This is a genomic window from Rhodococcus sp. 14-2483-1-2 (genome assembly GCF_002259405.1).
Taxonomy (GTDB): domain Bacteria; phylum Actinomycetota; class Actinomycetes; order Mycobacteriales; family Mycobacteriaceae; genus Rhodococcoides.
Genome location: NZ_NPFW01000022.1, coordinates 382,516 through 399,061, shown reverse-complemented (window position 1 = coordinate 399,061; position 16,546 = coordinate 382,516). Strand labels below are relative to the sequence as shown.

Below are 16,546 nucleotides of genomic sequence, written 5' to 3'. Positions count from 1 at the left end.
GCTTGTCGAAAAACGACCTCGCCCGCTCGCTGCACGGACCGATCGTGTGGTAATCGGCCGAGAATCGGCCAACGCGAGTTTGCCATCACTGCCTGAGAGCATGCTGGGGGGACCCGGCGGGAGCGGCCCCACTAAGCTTGCTCGGTACTTCGGCCTCAGCCTTTAGGAGCGTTTGTCTTGCTCGTCACCGGATTCCCCGCAGGCATGTTTCAGACGAACTGTTACATCCTGGCCCAGGACGACGCGTCCGAGTGTGTCGTCGTCGATCCCGGTCAGGACGCCGCTGATCCGTTGATCGACTTCCTGACGCAGTCCTCGCTCACCCCCACCGCAGTACTGCTCACGCACGGTCATCTTGACCACACGTGGTCGGTGGAGCCGATCTGCGCAAAGTACGGCATCCCGGCGTACATCGCACCCGAGGACCGCTACATGCTGTCCGATCCGATCAAGGGAACGGGTCCGACGTTGGCGGCGGTGCTCGGCGACCTCGAGTTCCACGAACCGGCCGAGGTGATCGAGCTCACGGACGGTCTACGGCTCGAGCTGGCCGGCATCGAATTCACGGTGGTGCACACTCCCGGGCACACCCAGGGGTCGGTGGTGTTCCTCGCCCATGCCGACGGGCCCGACGGATCGGTTCCGCTGGCCCTGACCGGGGACACCCTCTTCGCGGGATCGATCGGGCGCACCGATCTGCCCGGCGGCGATCACGACCAACTGCTGAGGTCCATCGCGACTCGGCTGCTCCCGCTGAGCGACGACACGGTGGTGCTCCCGGGGCACGGCGGACAGAGCTCGATCGGCCAGGAGCGCGGGTCCAACCCGTTCCTCGTTGGACTCACCGACCCCGAGCAAGGAAAGCTGTGAGCGTGAGCAAGCCGACCGCCTTTTCCGCCCCCAAGGGGATTCCCGATTACTTTCCCCCGAACTCGGCCGAGTTCGTCGCCGTTCGCGAAGGGCTGCTCGACGCGGCCCGCAACGCTGGCTACGGCCACATCGAACTGCCGATCTTCGAGGACACCGGCCTGTTCGCCCGCGGGGTCGGGGAGTCGACCGATGTGGTGAGCAAGGAGATGTACACGTTCGCCGATCGCGGAGATCGGTCGGTGACGCTGCGCCCCGAGGGCACCGCAGGGGTCATGCGCGCGGTGATCGAGCACGGTCTGGATCGGGGAGCACTGCCGGTCAAGCTCGCCTACGCCGGGCCGTTCTTCCGTTACGAGCGCCCACAGGCCGGGCGGTACCGGCAGCTGCAGCAGGTCGGTGTCGAGGCGATCGGCGTCGACGACCCGGCGCTGGACGCCGAGGTCATCGCCGTGGCCGATGCCGGTTTCCGTGCCCTCGGGCTCACCGGGTTCCGACTCGAGATCACCTCGCTCGGTGACGACACCTGCCGCCCGCAGTACCGAGAGCTGTTGCAGCAGTTCCTGTTCGCCCTTCCCCTCGACGAGGACACCCGTCGACGCGCCGAGATCAATCCGCTGCGGGTTCTCGACGACAAGCGGCCGGAGGTGCGTGAAATGACCGCGGACGCGCCGTTGATGCTCGATCACCTCTCCGACTCGGCGAAGGAACACTTCGACGAAGTGCTGGCATACCTGGACGTGATGAACGTTCCGTACCTGGTGAATCCGCGGATGGTGCGTGGCCTCGACTACTACACCAAGACGACGTTCGAGTTCGTGCACGACGGGCTCGGCGCACAATCGGGCATCGGCGGCGGTGGACGCTACGACGGATTGATGGAACAGCTCGGTGGGCAGGCACTCTCCGGAATCGGGTTCGGTCTCGGCGTCGATCGCACAGTGCTGGCACTCGCCGCCGAAGGCAAGACCGCGGGCGCGACGGCACGATGCCAGGTCTTCGGCGTTCCGATGGGGGCCGGCGCCAAGCTGGCGATCGTCGACATCGCAGCTCAGCTTCGCGAACGAGGAATAGCCGTGGACATGGCCTACGGAAATCGCGGAATCAAGGGTGCCATGAAGGCCGCCGACCGATCCGGCGCGCGGATCGCGTTGGTGCTCGGCGACCAGGAATTGGCTGCGGAATCGGTTCTGGTGAAAGACCTTTCGAACGGCGAGCAGGAGACCGTGCCGATGGCCGACGTGGTCGATGCCCTCGGAGCGCGCCTTGGCCGGTGATCCTCGGCCCGGTGACTCCGGGTCCAACGCGGGGCCGGTAGCCCTGGACCTGGTCTCGGTGGAGTTCCTGGCACCGCGCCTGCGCAAGATCATCGTCGGGTCGGCCGCGATCGGGATTCTTCTCGCCGTCGTCCTGGCGCTGTTCGCGCCGGTATGGGTTGCAGTTCTCGTCGGGGTGATCGTCGGCGGTCCCGCAGTACTGTCGGGTTGGCTCGGTCTGCGCCGACGGGTGTGGCTCGACGGCCCGCAACTGTGCGCGCGGGGGTTGCGCACTCGCCGGCTGAAGATGCCGGAGGTGGTGACGGCCGAACTGACGATTCGGACGGCCGGAATCGATCAGATCTCGCTGCGGCTCTACGACGGGCGTACCCACATCGTGCTTCCCCTAGCGCTCTACACCAGGGATGGGGGCCGTGAGCTGCCGATTCTCGCGTTACGCACCCTCGCCGACTCCCTGTGGACCACCGAGCTGGTGCCTGCCGCGGCGATCGCATCGGTGCTGGTGGATCAGCTGCGCGCCGAGGCACGCGACGCCGGACTCGACCAACGGCCGCTCTACCGCGCCGTCGAACTCGTCCGGAGCAAAGGACGAACTCCGCAGGCGACGCTGACCGACCGTGAGGTCGCTCAGCTGCTCGACTGAGTCGTGGTCAGGTGACCAGGAAGGCGTCGAGCACGACGGCTTCGGCGGAGCGAGATCCGGACGTGACGACGAGTGCGCGGTTGAGATAGGTGAACTTCGGAACTGCGGTCGACACGCTGAGGGTGCCGCGGAAGTAGTAGGTGGCGGGATCGACCTCACGTTCGGGATCGTTCAGAGCGTCGATGACGTCGGCAGGCCCGAACTGAACCCCGCGGTAGTCGAGCGAGAGGTAACCGCCGGTCGCCAATTCGAGAACGAGATCGCTGCTGAACTCGGTGCATCCGTCCGGCCGAGTGACGCTGACGACGGTCGACCCTGCTGCGAGGGTGCCCTCGATGTCGGGGCCGGGAGCTGCGCCGCCGAGCACGGTGGTGACCACCCGCTCACCGGCGGGTACCGAACCGATGTCGATTCCCGGTCCCAGCGTGAGGCCGAGACGCAGAATGGGTTCGAGGGTCGGTGTGTTCGGGGCGGTCACGGCGGTGCACTCCTAGGATCGACTGTGGGCCTACGCTATCGCCCTCCGGTGACCACACCCGAGCGGGTACCGGCGGGGTCGGCCGGCCTTGACACGACATAGAACAAATGTTCGACTGTGTGCATGCGATGGGCCGGTCAGACTCTCGACGCCGCGGACGACGGGGCGCTCCCGGGGCTCGAGCGGTCCGGGCTGGTCCGAAGCGTGCAGACGCCCGAGTTCGAGGGCATCACCTTCCACGAGGTGCTGTGCAAGAGCGCCCTGAACGAGGTGCCGAGCGAATCGCAGGTGCCGTTCTCCTGGACCGTCAATCCGATGCGTGGGTGCTCACACGCATGCCGGTACTGCTTCGCTCGCCCGACGCACGAATATCTGGATCTGGACTCCGGCAACGATTTCGACACGCAGATCGTCGTGAAGACGAACGTGGCGGCGGTACTGCGCAAGGAACTCTCACGCCGGTCGTGGAAACGGGAGCCGGTGGCCCTCGGTACCAACACCGACCCCTACCAACGCGCGGAGGGTCGGTATCGGTTGATGCCCGGCATCATTCGGGCACTGACCGAATCGGGCACGTCGTTCTCGATTCTCACCAAGGGCACCTTGCTGCGGCGTGATCTGCCCCTGTTGACGCTCGCCGCGCAGCAGGTCGACGTGCAGGTGAGCATCAGCCTGGCCATTCACGACGCCGACCTGCAGAAGCAGCTCGAGCCCGGAACCCCCAGTCCGCGAGCGCGATTGGACCTCATTCGTGCGGTACGTGATGCGGGACTGGACTGCGGGGTTCTGGTGGCACCGGTCATTCCGTTTCTCACCGACGGGGCCAAGCAACTGGACGGTCTGATCGGTGCCCTGGCCGAGGCCGGTGCGACGACCGTGACGGCCCTGCCGATGCATCTGCGTTCGAGCACCAAGGACTGGTACATGAGCTGGCTGGTGAAGGAACACCCCGCGTTGGTGCGTCGATACCGTCAGCTCTACGGACACGGGGCGTACGTGACTCCCGAGTACAAGCAGTGGCTGAAAGCCAGAATCGATCCGCTGCTCGACACCTACGGGTTCGCCGCAGAGCAGACCCGCTCGCTGCCCGCCAACGAGCCGGCCGATTCCCGAGAACTGGTGACCTCGGGGCCCGCTCTCACCCTGTTCTGATCGGTGCCGGTTCAGGGATTGTTCAGATCGCGTGCCGCGAACGTGTCGCAGGCCGCCACCTGTCCGGTCTCGTAGCCCGCGGTGAACCACGCCTGTCGCTGCGCGGACGAACCGTGAGTCCAGCCCTCGGGGTTGACGCTGCCCGTGGATGCCTGCTGAATTCGGTCGTCGCCCACCGACGATGCCGCGGAGAGGGCGTCGTCGATGTCGGTGGTGGTCAGCGGCTCGAGGAACGGAACCCCGGTGTCCGGGTCGACGGTGTCGGCTGCGTAGTGCGCCCAGATTCCCGCGTAGCAGTCGGCCTGCAACTCCACTTTGACGCCACCGGACTCGGGTCCCTGCGGATCGGCCTGGGCGCGGCCGATGTCGCCCAGTTGGTTCTGCAGGTGGTGGCCGATCTCGTGCGCCACCACGTACTCCTGCGCCAACGGGCCGCCGCTGGAGCCGAACTGGTCGACGAGAACCTGAAAGAAGCTCGTATCGAAGTAGGCGGTGGAATCGGCCGGGCAGTAGAACGGCCCGACGGCGCTGGTGGCGTTGCCGCAGCCGGTGTTGGTTGCTCCCGAGAACAGATTCACGCCGGGTTGAACGTAAGCGACACCGGTCTGCGCTTGCAGCTGAGATTCCCAGACGGTGTCCAGACTCGATACCGTGAATCCGATACGGCAGTCGATCTTGCTGTTCGCTTCGGCCTCTGTCTCGCAGCCCTCGAGGGTCCCCGAGGTGCCGGAGTCGACCTGCCCGGCAGAGCTGTCGCCGCCACTGATCTGATTGAGAATCGAGCCGGGATCTCCGCCGAAGAGCAGTGCGATGACGATGATGATCAGGCCGCCTGCACCACCGCCGATGGCGAGTTTGCCACCGCGTCCGCCGCCACCGCTGCCGCCGACGGAGACTCGACCCCGCTCCATCCGCGAACCTTCTCTGAAGGTCATGCCCGAGTTCCTCTCCGCCGAGCTCCCACCCTGTGGCGAGAACACACATCGCTGCTGTCGGCCATAGCTTCGCACGCCGCGGCGCGATCTCGTTTCCTTCTACGGTCATGTGCTCCGTAGGATCGGTGAGCGAAGAACACGATCAGCGGATTTTTCTCGAAAGGACACCCGTGCTGCGCACCCACCTCGCCGGCTCATTACGCCCCGAGCACGTCGACCGAACCGTGACGCTGACGGGATGGGTGGCCCGCCGACGCGATCACGGCGGCGTCATCTTCATCGATCTGCGCGACGCGTCCGGTGTGTCCCAGGTCGTCTTCCGCGAGGGAGCAGCACTCGAGCAGGCGCACCGCCTGCGCGCCGAATACGTCGTGAAGGTGACCGGCAAGGTCGAAGGCCGCCCCGAGGGCAACGCCAACTACGAGATCCCGACCGGCGCGATCGAGGTCGAGGCCTCCGAGATCGAGGTTCTGTCCGAGGCCGCACCGCTGCCGTTCCAGCTCGACGACCAGCCGGGTGAAGAAGCGCGTCTGAAGTACCGCTACCTCGATCTGCGTCGTGAGGGCCCCGGGCGTGCCATTCGCCTGCGCTCGCACGTCAACGCTGCGGCCCGATCGGTGCTCGCGCATCACGAGTTCGTCGAGGTCGAGACTCCGACGCTCACGCGATCCACCCCCGAGGGTGCCCGCGACTTCCTGGTGCCGGCGAGGTTGCAGCCGGGTAGCTTCTACGCTCTGCCGCAGAGTCCGCAGCTGTTCAAGCAGCTGCTCATGGTCGGCGGCATCGAGCGGTACTACCAGATTGCTCGGTGCTACCGAGACGAGGATTTCCGCGCCGACCGTCAGCCGGAGTTCACGCAGCTCGACGTCGAGATGAGCTTCGTCACCCAGGACGACGTCATCCTGCTGGCCGAGGAGATCCTGGCCTCGCTGTGGAAGCTCGTCGGCCACCACTTCACGGCTCCGATTCCACGGATCACCTACGCCGAGGCGATGCGTCGCTACGGTTCGGACAAGCCCGACCTCCGCTTCGACATCGAACTGGTCGAATGCACGGACTTCTTCTCCGACACCACGTTCCGAGTGTTCCAGGCCCCGTACGTCGGCGCGGTCGTCATGCCCGGTGGCGCGAGCCAGCCCCGAAAGCAGCTCGACCGGTGGCAGGAATTCGCCAAGCAGCGAGGCCACAAGGGCCTCGCGTACGTTCTCGTCGGTGAGGACGGCACGCTGGGCGGCCCGGTTGCCAAGAACCTGACCGACGCCGAGCGCGACGGCCTTGCAGCACACGTCGGTGCGAACAACGGCGACGCGATCTTCTTCTCCGCGGGCCCGATCAAGGCATCACGTGGATTGCTCGGTGCCGTGCGCGGCGAGATCGCTCGCAAGCTCGACCTGATCGACCCGAAGGCATGGGCGTTCGTGTGGGTCGTCGACGCTCCGTTGTTCGAGCCCACGTCCGACGCCACCGCCAGTGGCGACGTGGCCGTCGGGTCAGGTGCATGGACTGCAGTGCACCACGCCTTCACGTCGCCCAAGCCGGAGTCGATGGACACGTTCGACACCGACCCCGGATCTGCTCTGGCCTACGCCTACGACATCGTCTGCAACGGCAACGAGATCGGCGGTGGCAGTATTCGTATCCACCGCAAGGACATTCAGGAACGGGTGTTCGCGATCATGGGTATCGGCAAGGAAGAAGCTCAGGAGAAGTTCGGCTTCCTCCTCGATGCCTTCTCCTACGGCGCACCGCCGCACGGCGGCATCGCGTTCGGCTGGGATCGCATCACTGCGCTGCTCGCCGGAGTCGATTCCATCCGTGAGGTCATAGCGTTCCCGAAGTCCGGTGGCGGCATCGACCCGTTGACCGATGCACCCGCACCGATCACGCCGCAGCAGCGTAAGGAATCGGGCGTCGACTTCAAGCCGGAGAAGAAGGAAGAACCGGCCGAAGCCTGAGAAGGTTCGAAGACGAATGTCCCCGTAACGCTCTGCGCTACGGGGACATTCGTCTGTTCGAGAGTAGTTCGGGAGCAGTCGGGTCAGCGTGCGGGGGACAGCGGACCGCCGGTTAAGACGCGGTACGCGTAGTTGGTGGCGATCACCGAAATCGGAATGGTGAAGAGCAAACCGAGGCCACACAGCAGAGCACCGACGATGTTGATCGCGGCCAACAGCAGGAGGAGCAGCAGCAGCGGGCCGAAGTTCTTGACGGTCAGGTCGACACTGGACTTGATGGATTCGATCGCCGACTGGTTCCGATCGATCAGGAACGTCAGGGCGAAGTTGGCCAGGAAGCCGATCACGATCAGAAGGACCGTTCCGAGGAACGGGATGAAACTGAACACCACGCTGACGACGGTCCAGATCAACGCCAGGATGGCGATCTGCCCGACGTTGGTGAGTTGAAAGAACCGCCCGAAGGACGGCTTCTCGGGTGCACCGGTCTCGTCCAAAGCTCCGCGAACATAGGCGGCGTTGACGAAATACGACGCGAACGTGGCGATGGCCGTCATGACGATGGCCACCCCGGATGTCGTGGTCGTGAAGGTCGTGTCGCCGGCGTCGGCGGCTGCCATTGCTGCGCTGAACGTCGAGACGAAGATCACGGCGAGTCCGATAGCGCTGACGGCCCAGACGATGGCGGTGATGCCCAGCCACGGGCCGACGTTGGCCTTGAACTTCGCGAACCCGTAGCTCAGCGCCGCGCCTGCGTCCAGACGACCGGGATTGGGACCCAGGGGCGTGTGCCCGTACCCCTGGTTGCCGTAATTTCCGTAATTGCCGGGAGGCGGTGGGTACGCCCCGGGAGGCGGCGGATAGCCGCCGGGTGCGCCGCCCTGCGGTGGAAAGTTTCCGGGCGGGGGTGGGTAGCCACCGGGAGGCGGGTAACCACCCTGCGGCGGGTAGTTGCCCTGCGGTGGGTAGTTGTCCGGAGATGGGTAGCCGCCGGGAGGCGGGTAGTTTCCGGGCGGGGGTTGGTACTGACCACCAGGAGGCGGTGGGGTTCTTCCCGTGTTCGGCGGGGGAGTGTTCGGCGTTTCGGGGCGGTCGGGATCGGATCCCTCGCCGGGCCGCGGTTCGTCGGTCGAGTTGTCGCTCACGTCGTTCTCCTGGTCTGTGGTCGGGACGAGTGGGGTGCTCTGGGGCACCGAGGCCCGGGAACACCCGAACGCAGACGAGCGGGCCTCCTGGAATGTCGGAGGTCCGCTCGTGCGTGGACGGGTTGTTACGAGATGCTGATGACTTGGGTTCCGCCGGCGATCTCGTCGTGCTTGCCCTGCTTGGTCGGGCTCGAGTTGATGGTCACCGCAATGACGATGTACGCCACGATCACCAGAACGTTGCCCAGCAGCGGTACCACGTTCAGCAGCATGAACGCGTTGCGCTTGGCTGCCTCGGCCTGAGTGGGCAATCCGCCCGCTGCGCCGAGGGTGCGCAATCCGAGGGCCTGCTTGCCCAGGGTCTGGCCACGGGAGGACTCGAGCAGCGTGAAGTATGCGAAACCGAGGACGGCGGACACGAGACCCAGGAGGAAAGTTCCGAAGAACCCGCTCGGCAGAATCACGTACAGGACGAACTGGACGACGGCGAGAATCAGCCCGTCCACGAAGCGTGCCGCGAACCGTGATCCGAGGCTGCCTGGCTGCGCGCCGCCGGGCAACTGCGAGCCCATCCCGAATGCCGCGTTGCCACCCACGGGCGGAGGTGGGTAGTTGCCCGGGGGTGGGTAGTTGCCGGGTGGCGGGTAACCGGACGCCGGATTCGTGGGGTACTGGGGTTGGTTCGGATCCGAGCCGTACTGCGGTCCGTTGGGTGGATTGTCGCTCACGAGATTCCCTTTGGTTGCAAAGTGTGGCGTGCGTCGAACGAATACTCGATTCTCGCTGAGCGAACCGCACCACGAAGAGGGTGTCAAGCAGTACACACCCGCCCGGTCAGTACATTTCGGACACGATTTCTCGCCGAGCGCACCGGGCCCGGTCCTACTAGGGTTGGGTGTTCTACCCATACCGGGACTATCACGAGGGGCTCGCCGTGGGCATCAAGGTTGCACTCGAACACCGCACCAGCTATAAATTCGACCGCACCGTCAAGATCTTTCCGCACGAAATTCGGCTGCGACCGGCACCGCATTCGCGTACACCGATCGAGGCGTACTCGCTGAAGATCGAACCGGCGGAGCATTTCGTCAACTGGCAGCAGGACGTGTTCGGAAACTTCCTCGCTCGGGTGGTCTTCCCCGAGCGAACCGACCATCTGTCGATCACCGTCGGACTCGTCGCGGACATGGCGTCGATCAATCCCCTCGACTTCTTCGTCGAGGAATGGGCCGAGCACTTCGGTTTCGCGTACGAAGAGCACGACCTTCCCGACCTCGAGCCGTACCTGCGCCCGGTGGACGAGGGCAAGGCCGGATCCGGACCCGGCCCGGTGGTCTCGGCCTGGGTGGAGAAGCTGCAGGCGGCCGTCGTCGAGCGCGGAGAATCGTTGCGCACCATCGATTTTCTCGTGATGGCAAACCAGGCCGTCATGGGGGACGTCGGGTACTCCGTGCGCATGGAACCCGGAGTGCAGACCCCTGATCTGACCCTGACGTCCGCCGTCGGGTCGTGCCGCGACTCGGCATGGTTGCTGGTGTCGGTACTGCGTCAGATGGGTCTGGCGGCGCGTTTCGTTTCGGGTTACCTGGTGCAGTTGTCCTCCGACGTCAAGTCGTTGGACGGCCCGTCCGGGCCGGTGGAGGACTTCACCGATCTCCACGCCTGGACCGAGGTCTATCTCCCCGGTGCGGGCTGGGTCGGGATGGATCCGACCTCGGGCCTGTTCGCCGGCGAAGGCCACATCCCTCTGTCGGCGACGCCGCACCCGTCGACTGCCGCCGCCATCTCCGGTGCGACGAGCAAGTGCAAGGCCGAACTCGACTTCTCGAACACCGTCGTGCGCGTCCACGAGGATCCGCGAACGACCTTGCCCTACACCGCCGAGCAGTGGGAGTCGATCAAGGCGACAGCCGAGAAGATCGACAAGCGGATGCTCGATCAGGACATTCGTTTGACCGTCGGCGGCGAGCCCACGTTCGTGGCGATCGAGAATCAGGAAGCGCCCGAGTGGAACACCACGGCCGATGGCCCACACAAGCGCAAGCTGGCCAGTGTGCTCGCCGAACGGCTTCGCACCATCTACGCACCGGACGGTCTGGTGCAGCGCAGTCAGGGCAAGTGGTACCCCGGTGAACCGCTGCCGCGGTGGCAGGTGGGACTGTTCTGGCGCACCGACGGTCAAGCCCTGTGGCACGACTCCGACCTGATCGCCGATCCCTGGTTGGCGGAAGATCTGCGCCCGGAGCCGGTGGACAACTCGGCGTCGCAGGAACTGATCGACGAGTTGGTCAAGGCGCTCGGACTGCCTGCCTCACAAGCGCGTCCCGCCTACGAGGACCCGTTGGTGAAACTGTTGGATCTGGTTCGCCAGCCCTACGGTGACCCGCCCGCCGACGACGAGGATCTCGAACCGGGAGCCGATTCCGCGGACGCCAGAAAACGACTGCTCGAACGGCTCGATGCCAGCACCGACGAGCCTGCGGCCTTCGTGCTGCCCATCTCCCGTACCGATGACGGGTCCGGCTGGGAGAGCTCGGACTGGAAGTTGCGCCGTGGCCGAATAGTGTTGTTGGAAGGCGATTCTCCCGCGGGTCTGCGGCTGCCACTGCGAGCGATCTCCTGGGACGGCGGACCCGTCGAGAACCCGGCGGACCCCACCGCTCCCAAGGCGGATCTGCCCACACCGCAGCTGACCCAGCAACCGCCGCGTGCGGTGAATCCGGCCGAGTCGCGGTACGCGCAGTTGGTGAACGAGACGTCCGGGGTGGGCGGCACCGCCGTCACCGCGCTGGTCGCCGAGGTCCGTGACGGCGTCCTGCACGTGTTCATGCCGCCGATGGATCGGTTGGACGACTTCGTCGACCTCGTTTCACGCGTCGAGCAGGCGGCGTCGACCATCAGCACGCCCGTCGTGATCGAGGGCTACGGTCCGCCGTCCGATCCGCGTATCCAAACCCTCACCGTCACACCGGATCCCGGTGTGATCGAGGTCAACGTGCAACCCACCTCTTCGTGGGCCGAACAGAACGAGCTGATGGAGCGTCTCTACCTCGAGGCGCGTCAGTCCCGTTTGAGCACAGAGGGATTCGACAACGACGGCACCACTCGTGGAACGGGCGGTGGAAACCACATCACCCTCGGCGGCGTGACGCCGGTGGATTCACCCGTTCTGCGTCGACCGGACCTGTTGGTCTCGCTGCTGACTCACTGGCAGCGGCACCCGTCGCTGTCGTACCTGTTCTCGGGCCGCTTCATCGGCACCACGTCGCAGGCTCCTCGCGCCGACGAGGGCCGCGAGGAATCGCTCTACGAGCTCGAGGTCGCGTTCAGCGAGATCGAGCGACTGACCGGGGCCGACCGATCGGCGTCGCCCTGGGTCGTCGACCGAGCGCTGCGGCACCTGCTCACCGACATCACCGGCAACACCCACCGCGCCGAGTTCTGCATCGACAAGCTCTACAGTCCCGACTCCACTCGCGGACGATTGGGACTGCTCGAACTGCGCGGGTTCGAGATGCCGCCGCACCATCAGATGGCGATGGTGCAGTCACTGCTCGTGCGATCGATGGTCTCGCGGTTCTGGGACACCCCGCTGAAAGCACCTCTCATCCGGCACGGTGCCAACCTGCACGGTCGGTACATGTTGCCGCACTTCGTCATCAACGATATCGGTCGTGTCGTCGAGGACCTCCGTGAGCACGGCATCGATTTCGACACCAGCTGGCTCGATCCGTTCACCGAATTCAGGTTTCCCCGAATCGGTACCACCGTGGTCGGGGATGCCGAGATCGAGTTGCGTGGCGCGATCGAGCCATGGAACACCCTCGGCGAGGAATCGACGTCCTCGGGCACCGCGAGGTACGTCGACTCTTCGGTGGAACGAATCCAGGTTCAGGTCGCCGGAGCCGATGCGGGCCGATACATGGTGACGTGCAACGGGGTGCCGGTGCCGATGTTGCGCACCGAGCGTCAGGACGTGCAGGTCGCCGGCGTGCGTTACCGCGCTTGGCAGCCGCCGAGTGCACTGCACCCGACGATCGAGGTGCAGAGTCCACTGCGTTTCGATCTGGTGGAAATGCAGACCGGACGCGCGGTCGGTGGGTGCTCGTACCACGTCGTGCACCCGGGTGGGCGCTCGTACGAGGGGCCTCCCGTCAACTCGGTGGAAGCCGAAGCACGCCGCAACGGCCGCTTCGAGGAGGGCGGGTTCACCTCGGGCAAGGTGGACGTAGCAAGATTGCTCGAGATGCACGCTCGCCAAGCGATCGATGTGTCCGCGCCCGGCATGCTCGACCTGCGCCGGACCGGAGTCATCACGTCCTGACGCGCGACTGCACAGGAGAACGAGTCGACCGGTAGCGATCGCGGTCCGACGCGTATCGGGTGGTTCCGCAGGCAGCGGAGTCACCCGGCGGCGGAGTGTGATCGACCGACGGAAGGAACAACGGCTCGATGGTGCCCGTGGATACCACCCTGAGTGGAGCCGGCAGGAACGATGATGTTTCGAGTGGAGCCGGCAGGAACGACGATGTTTCGAGTGGAGCCGGCAGGAACGAAGAAGTGTCGACCGGAGCCGGGTTGCCGTGGCTCGCGTATCGCGGTCGGCGCGAGGCCGTGAGCGGTCGCGTCGATCGGTTCGACGAGATGCTCGACGCCGACGACGCCGTGCGTCCGCATTGGGCGGAGTTGGTCGACGGGATGCGTGAGGCCGGCCCGGGTGCCATGCAGACGTTGCAGTCGCGGGTGAGCCGTCTGGTCGATGACCACGGCATCACGTACAACCCGATTCCGTCGGGTGGCAGCGAGGCGGTGCCCAGTGCTGTTCGGTGGGGGTTGGACAGCGTTCCGTTGGTTGTCGCGGCCGACGAGTGGGATCGTCTGGAAGCAGGTTTGGTTCAGCGGTCGATGCTGCTCGACGCGGTGCTCACCGACATCTACGGTGCCCAGGAAACCGTTCGTCGGGGGTTGATTCCGCCGGAGTTGGTCTTCGGCAACCCGGGCTACCTGCGGACGGCGCACGCGATCACCATTCCGGGGCCGCATCAGCTGTTCATGCACGCCGCCGATGTCGCCCGAGGTTCCGACGGCGAATTCCGAGTCATCGCCGACCGCACGCAGGCACCGTCGGGAGTGGGCTACGCGCTCGCCGATCGGCGAGTGATGTCGCGCGCGATGCCCGAGTTGTTCCAGGCCAGCAATCCCAGGCCGCTCTCGACGTTCGCTCGCGCAGTGCGATTGGCGCTTCGCGACGCGGCTCCCGCATCGGCCGAGAACCCGGTCGTGGTGGTGCTCAGTCCCGGTTCGCATTCCGAGACGGCATTCGATCAGGCTTATCTGGCAACGGTTCTCGGCTTTCCTCTCGTGGAGAATGCCGATCTCGTCGTCCGCGACGGTTGTCTGTGGATGCGGTCGCTGGGCAAGTTGCGTCGGGTGGATGTGGTGCTGCGCCGAGTCGACGCCGAGTTCGCCGACCCACTCGATCTACGCCCGGATTCGCACCTGGGTGTCGTCGGTCTGGTCGAGGTGCTGCGGCGCGGCGCCGTGAGCGTGGTGAACACCCTCGGTAGCGGTGTGCTCGAGAACCCGGCTCTGCTTCCGTTGCTTCCGGCGTTGAGCCGTGCCCTGTTGGACGAGGACCTGATTCTCGGTTCGGTGCAGACGTACTGGGGCGGTGATCCGAACCAGCTCTCGCACATCGGAAATCGGCTGCGTTCGCTGGTGCTGCGGTCGACCACCTCGCGTCGCACGGTGGTGGGGCACGATCTCACCGATGTCGCAGCCAGGGAGCTGTGGAATCGAATCGTCGCCGAGCCGTGGAAGTGGACCGGGCAGGAAGTCCCCGAGTTCTCGTTGGCTCCGGTCGGTTCGTCGATCGACGGCGGATCGGGTTCCCAGTTGTCGGTGGCCCCAGCGCAAGTGGGGATGCGGCTGTTCACGGTTGCGCAGCGCGGCGGGTACACACCGATGCGCGGCGGTCTGGGGCAGGTGGTGCTCACCGCACCGGTCACCGATCCGCTCATCACGGTGGCGTCGAAGGACGTGTGGGTCAAGTCGGTGGAACGGGTCACCCCGGCCGACTCGGCACCGCACACTCCGCCCGCCACGGTGGAGGAGTTGCCGCAGTACGCCGCGTCCAATGTCGATGTCGTCAGCTCTCCACGTGTACTCGGCGACCTGTTCTGGTTCGGCCGCTACAGCGAGCGTGCCGAGGACATGACTCGATTGCTCATCGCTGCGCGCGAACGCAATCAGGACTACCGCTCGATGCCGTGGCTCGAAGGCAGCGAAAGTCTGCCGATTCTGCTCGAAGCGGTCACCAAGGTCTCGCGCACCTGGCCGGGATTTCTCGACGAGAAGAACCGCGGCGACGCGATCGTGGAGATGCGCTCGCTGATGCTCTCGACGGGACGTATGGGTTCGCTGGCGCAATCGGTGGACCGGATGCAGCAGGCGGCGCGCGCGGTCCGCGACCAGCTCTCGAACGACACCTGGGCGGTTCTGAACCGCATCGACACCGCGCTCGAGGAGCTGGCCGAGTCGCCGGTTCACAACGGCGCACAACTGGCGTCGTCGCAGTCGAGTGTGCTGCGTGGTCTGCTCGCGCTGGCCGGCTTGGCGTCGGAATCGATGGTGCGAGACGCGGGCTGGTATCTGATGGACGCCGGCAAACGGATCGAGCGTGGTCTTCAGCTGACTGCGCTGCTTTCGGCCACGCTCAGCCACGCTCTCACGCCGTCCACCGAACAGGCGGTCATCGACTCGGTGCTGTCCGCGGCGGAGTCCTCGGTGATCTACCGCAGACGTAACAGTGGGCGCGCGCGTCCGGCAGCCGTCGCGCAGTTGCTGTTGTTCGACGAGGGCAACCCGCGGGCCTTGGTCTACCAGCTCGATCGGCTTCGAGACGACCTGGGTTCGTTGCCCGACGCCTCGGGTACGTCGCGGCCCGAGCAGCTCGTCGAGCAGATGCGGGTGCGATTGCGGCGGGTCGACCCGGGTGATCTGGAATCGGTCGACGCGAACGGCCGACGGGTGGAGTTGATCGAGCTGGTGGACGGCATCCACGACTCACTCGAGGAATTGTCTCGCGTCGTCCTCGCCACGCACATGTCGTTGCCCGGTGGCACGCAGCCGCTGTGGGGTAGCTCGAACATCCGAACTGCGAACGGGGTGCGGTGATGAGTCGTCGGTACCGAATCAAGCACATCACCACCTACACGTATTCCGACCGCGTGACCTCGTCCTACGGGCGGGGATTCCTCGCGCCGCGGGACATGGACGGGCAGCACTGCGTGGAGAAGTCGGTCACGGTGGAGCCGGCCCCCACGGACCAGTCCTTCGGAGTGGATGTCTACGGCAACGAAGACGTGTACTTCCATGTGACGAACGATCACGAGAAGTTGGTCGTCACGGCAGATTCGCTCGTCGAGGTGTATCCGCGCCCGGTGGACGAGACCACGTCGTGGCCGGCGACGGCATCCTGGGAGTCCGCTCGGATGGCGCTGTTCGGTGCGAACGTGCCTGCGGATCCGGCCCGTGCATCGGCTGTGGAGTTCGCTCTGGATCTGCCGACCCCGGAGATCACCGACGAGGTACGCGCCTACGCTGCACCCAGCTTCTGGCCCGGTCGACCGCTGGCGGACGTCATCGTCGATCTGACACATCGGATCTTCACCGATTTTCGCTATCTTTCCGGTTCGACGACGGTCTCGACCACCGTTGTCGATGTCCTCGCCGCGCGATCAGGGGTGTGTCAGGACTTCGCTCGCCTTGCCATCGCGTGCTTGCGGTCCCAGGGTCTGGCGGCCCGGTACGTGTCGGGATACCTCGCCACCGAACCTCCTCCCGGCAAGGAGCGGATGATCGGTGTCGACGCGACCCACGCGTGGGCAGCGGTGTGGATGCCGAACGATCGCTGGCTCGCCTTCGATCCCACCAACGATCAGCTGGTCGACGAGCGGTACGCGACCGTGGCGTGGGGACGCGACTACGCCGACGTACCTCCATTGCGAGGGGTGATCTACACCGAGGCGGAGGAGAGCACCATCGCCGTATCGGTGGACGTTGCACCGCAGTAGCGAACCCTGCATAATTCGG

12 protein-coding genes are annotated in these 16,546 nt (G+C 65.6%); 8 read left to right on the top strand and 4 right to left on the bottom strand.

Annotated elements, in window-relative coordinates; genetic code table 11:
- Positions 1-177 precede the first annotated feature (177 nt).
- Genes CH295_RS22810 through CH295_RS22800 form a run of 3 tightly spaced genes read left to right on the top strand, consistent with a single transcriptional unit; the run spans position 178 to position 2,787 of the window.
- On the top strand, positions 178-870 hold the full coding sequence (locus CH295_RS22810) for an MBL fold metallo-hydrolase (protein ID WP_037189418.1): 693 nt from the start codon (positions 178-180) through the stop codon (positions 868-870).
- Between the two features lie 2 nt (positions 871-872).
- Positions 873-2,144 (top strand): histidine--tRNA ligase, encoded by a 1,272-nt coding sequence (gene hisS, locus CH295_RS22805; RefSeq protein ID WP_094741987.1) that lies wholly within the window; start codon positions 873-875, stop codon positions 2,142-2,144.
- Positions 2,116-2,787: a hypothetical protein gene (locus CH295_RS22800; protein WP_230596214.1), complete on the top strand. Its 672-nt coding sequence runs from the start codon at positions 2,116-2,118 to the stop codon at positions 2,785-2,787. The genes hisS and CH295_RS22800 overlap by 29 nt, the downstream gene beginning before the upstream one ends.
- A 7-nt stretch (positions 2,788-2,794) precedes the next feature.
- Here CH295_RS22800 and CH295_RS22795 read toward each other — a convergent pair whose 3' ends face one another.
- Entirely contained in the window at positions 2,795-3,265 is a 471-nt protein-coding gene (locus tag CH295_RS22795) for a DUF3237 domain-containing protein (protein WP_037189416.1), read from the bottom strand.
- 123 nt (positions 3,266-3,388) lie between these two features.
- Between CH295_RS22795 and CH295_RS22790 the strand changes: the two genes are divergently transcribed.
- Positions 3,389-4,417 (top strand): Rv2578c family radical SAM protein, encoded by a 1,029-nt coding sequence (locus CH295_RS22790; RefSeq protein ID WP_037189415.1) that lies wholly within the window; start codon positions 3,389-3,391, stop codon positions 4,415-4,417.
- An 11-nt stretch (positions 4,418-4,428) separates the two neighbouring features.
- Here CH295_RS22790 and ypfJ read toward each other — a convergent pair whose 3' ends face one another.
- On the bottom strand, positions 4,429-5,352 hold the full coding sequence (gene ypfJ, locus CH295_RS22785; protein ID WP_094741986.1) for a KPN_02809 family neutral zinc metallopeptidase: 924 nt from the start codon (positions 5,350-5,352) through the stop codon (positions 4,429-4,431).
- Between the two features lie 170 nt (positions 5,353-5,522).
- Between ypfJ and aspS the strand changes: the two genes are divergently transcribed.
- Complete coding sequence (aspS, locus tag CH295_RS22780) at positions 5,523-7,307, top strand: aspartate--tRNA ligase (protein WP_094741985.1); 1,785 nt, start codon at positions 5,523-5,525, stop codon at positions 7,305-7,307.
- Positions 7,308-7,390: 83 nt separating this feature from the next.
- On the opposite strand, the gene CH295_RS22775 is transcribed toward aspS, so the two are convergent.
- Together CH295_RS22775 and CH295_RS22770 are read right to left on the bottom strand one after the other, a co-directional pair.
- Entirely contained in the window at positions 7,391-8,452 is a 1,062-nt protein-coding gene (locus CH295_RS22775) for a hypothetical protein (protein WP_094742191.1), read from the bottom strand.
- A gap of 125 nt (positions 8,453-8,577) precedes the next feature.
- On the bottom strand, positions 8,578-9,180 hold the full coding sequence (locus CH295_RS22770) for an RDD family protein (RefSeq protein WP_252342148.1): 603 nt from the start codon (positions 9,178-9,180) through the stop codon (positions 8,578-8,580).
- Positions 9,181-9,386: 206 nt separating this feature from the next.
- Between CH295_RS22770 and CH295_RS22765 the strand changes: the two genes are divergently transcribed.
- The 3 genes from CH295_RS22765 to CH295_RS22755 all read left to right on the top strand — a co-directional run bounded on the left by CH295_RS22765 (position 9,387) and on the right by CH295_RS22755 (position 16,527).
- Positions 9,387-12,776: a transglutaminase family protein gene (locus tag CH295_RS22765; RefSeq protein WP_094634579.1), complete on the top strand. Its 3,390-nt coding sequence runs from the start codon at positions 9,387-9,389 to the stop codon at positions 12,774-12,776.
- 128 nt (positions 12,777-12,904) lie between these two features.
- A complete protein-coding gene (locus CH295_RS22760) occupies positions 12,905-15,628 on the top strand; it encodes a circularly permuted type 2 ATP-grasp protein (RefSeq protein WP_094741984.1) in 2,724 nt (907 codons plus the stop codon).
- Entirely contained in the window at positions 15,628-16,527 is a 900-nt protein-coding gene (locus tag CH295_RS22755; protein ID WP_094741983.1) for a transglutaminase family protein, read from the top strand. Before CH295_RS22760 ends, CH295_RS22755 begins: the two co-directional genes overlap by 1 nt.
- Positions 16,528-16,546: the final 19 nt, after the last annotated feature.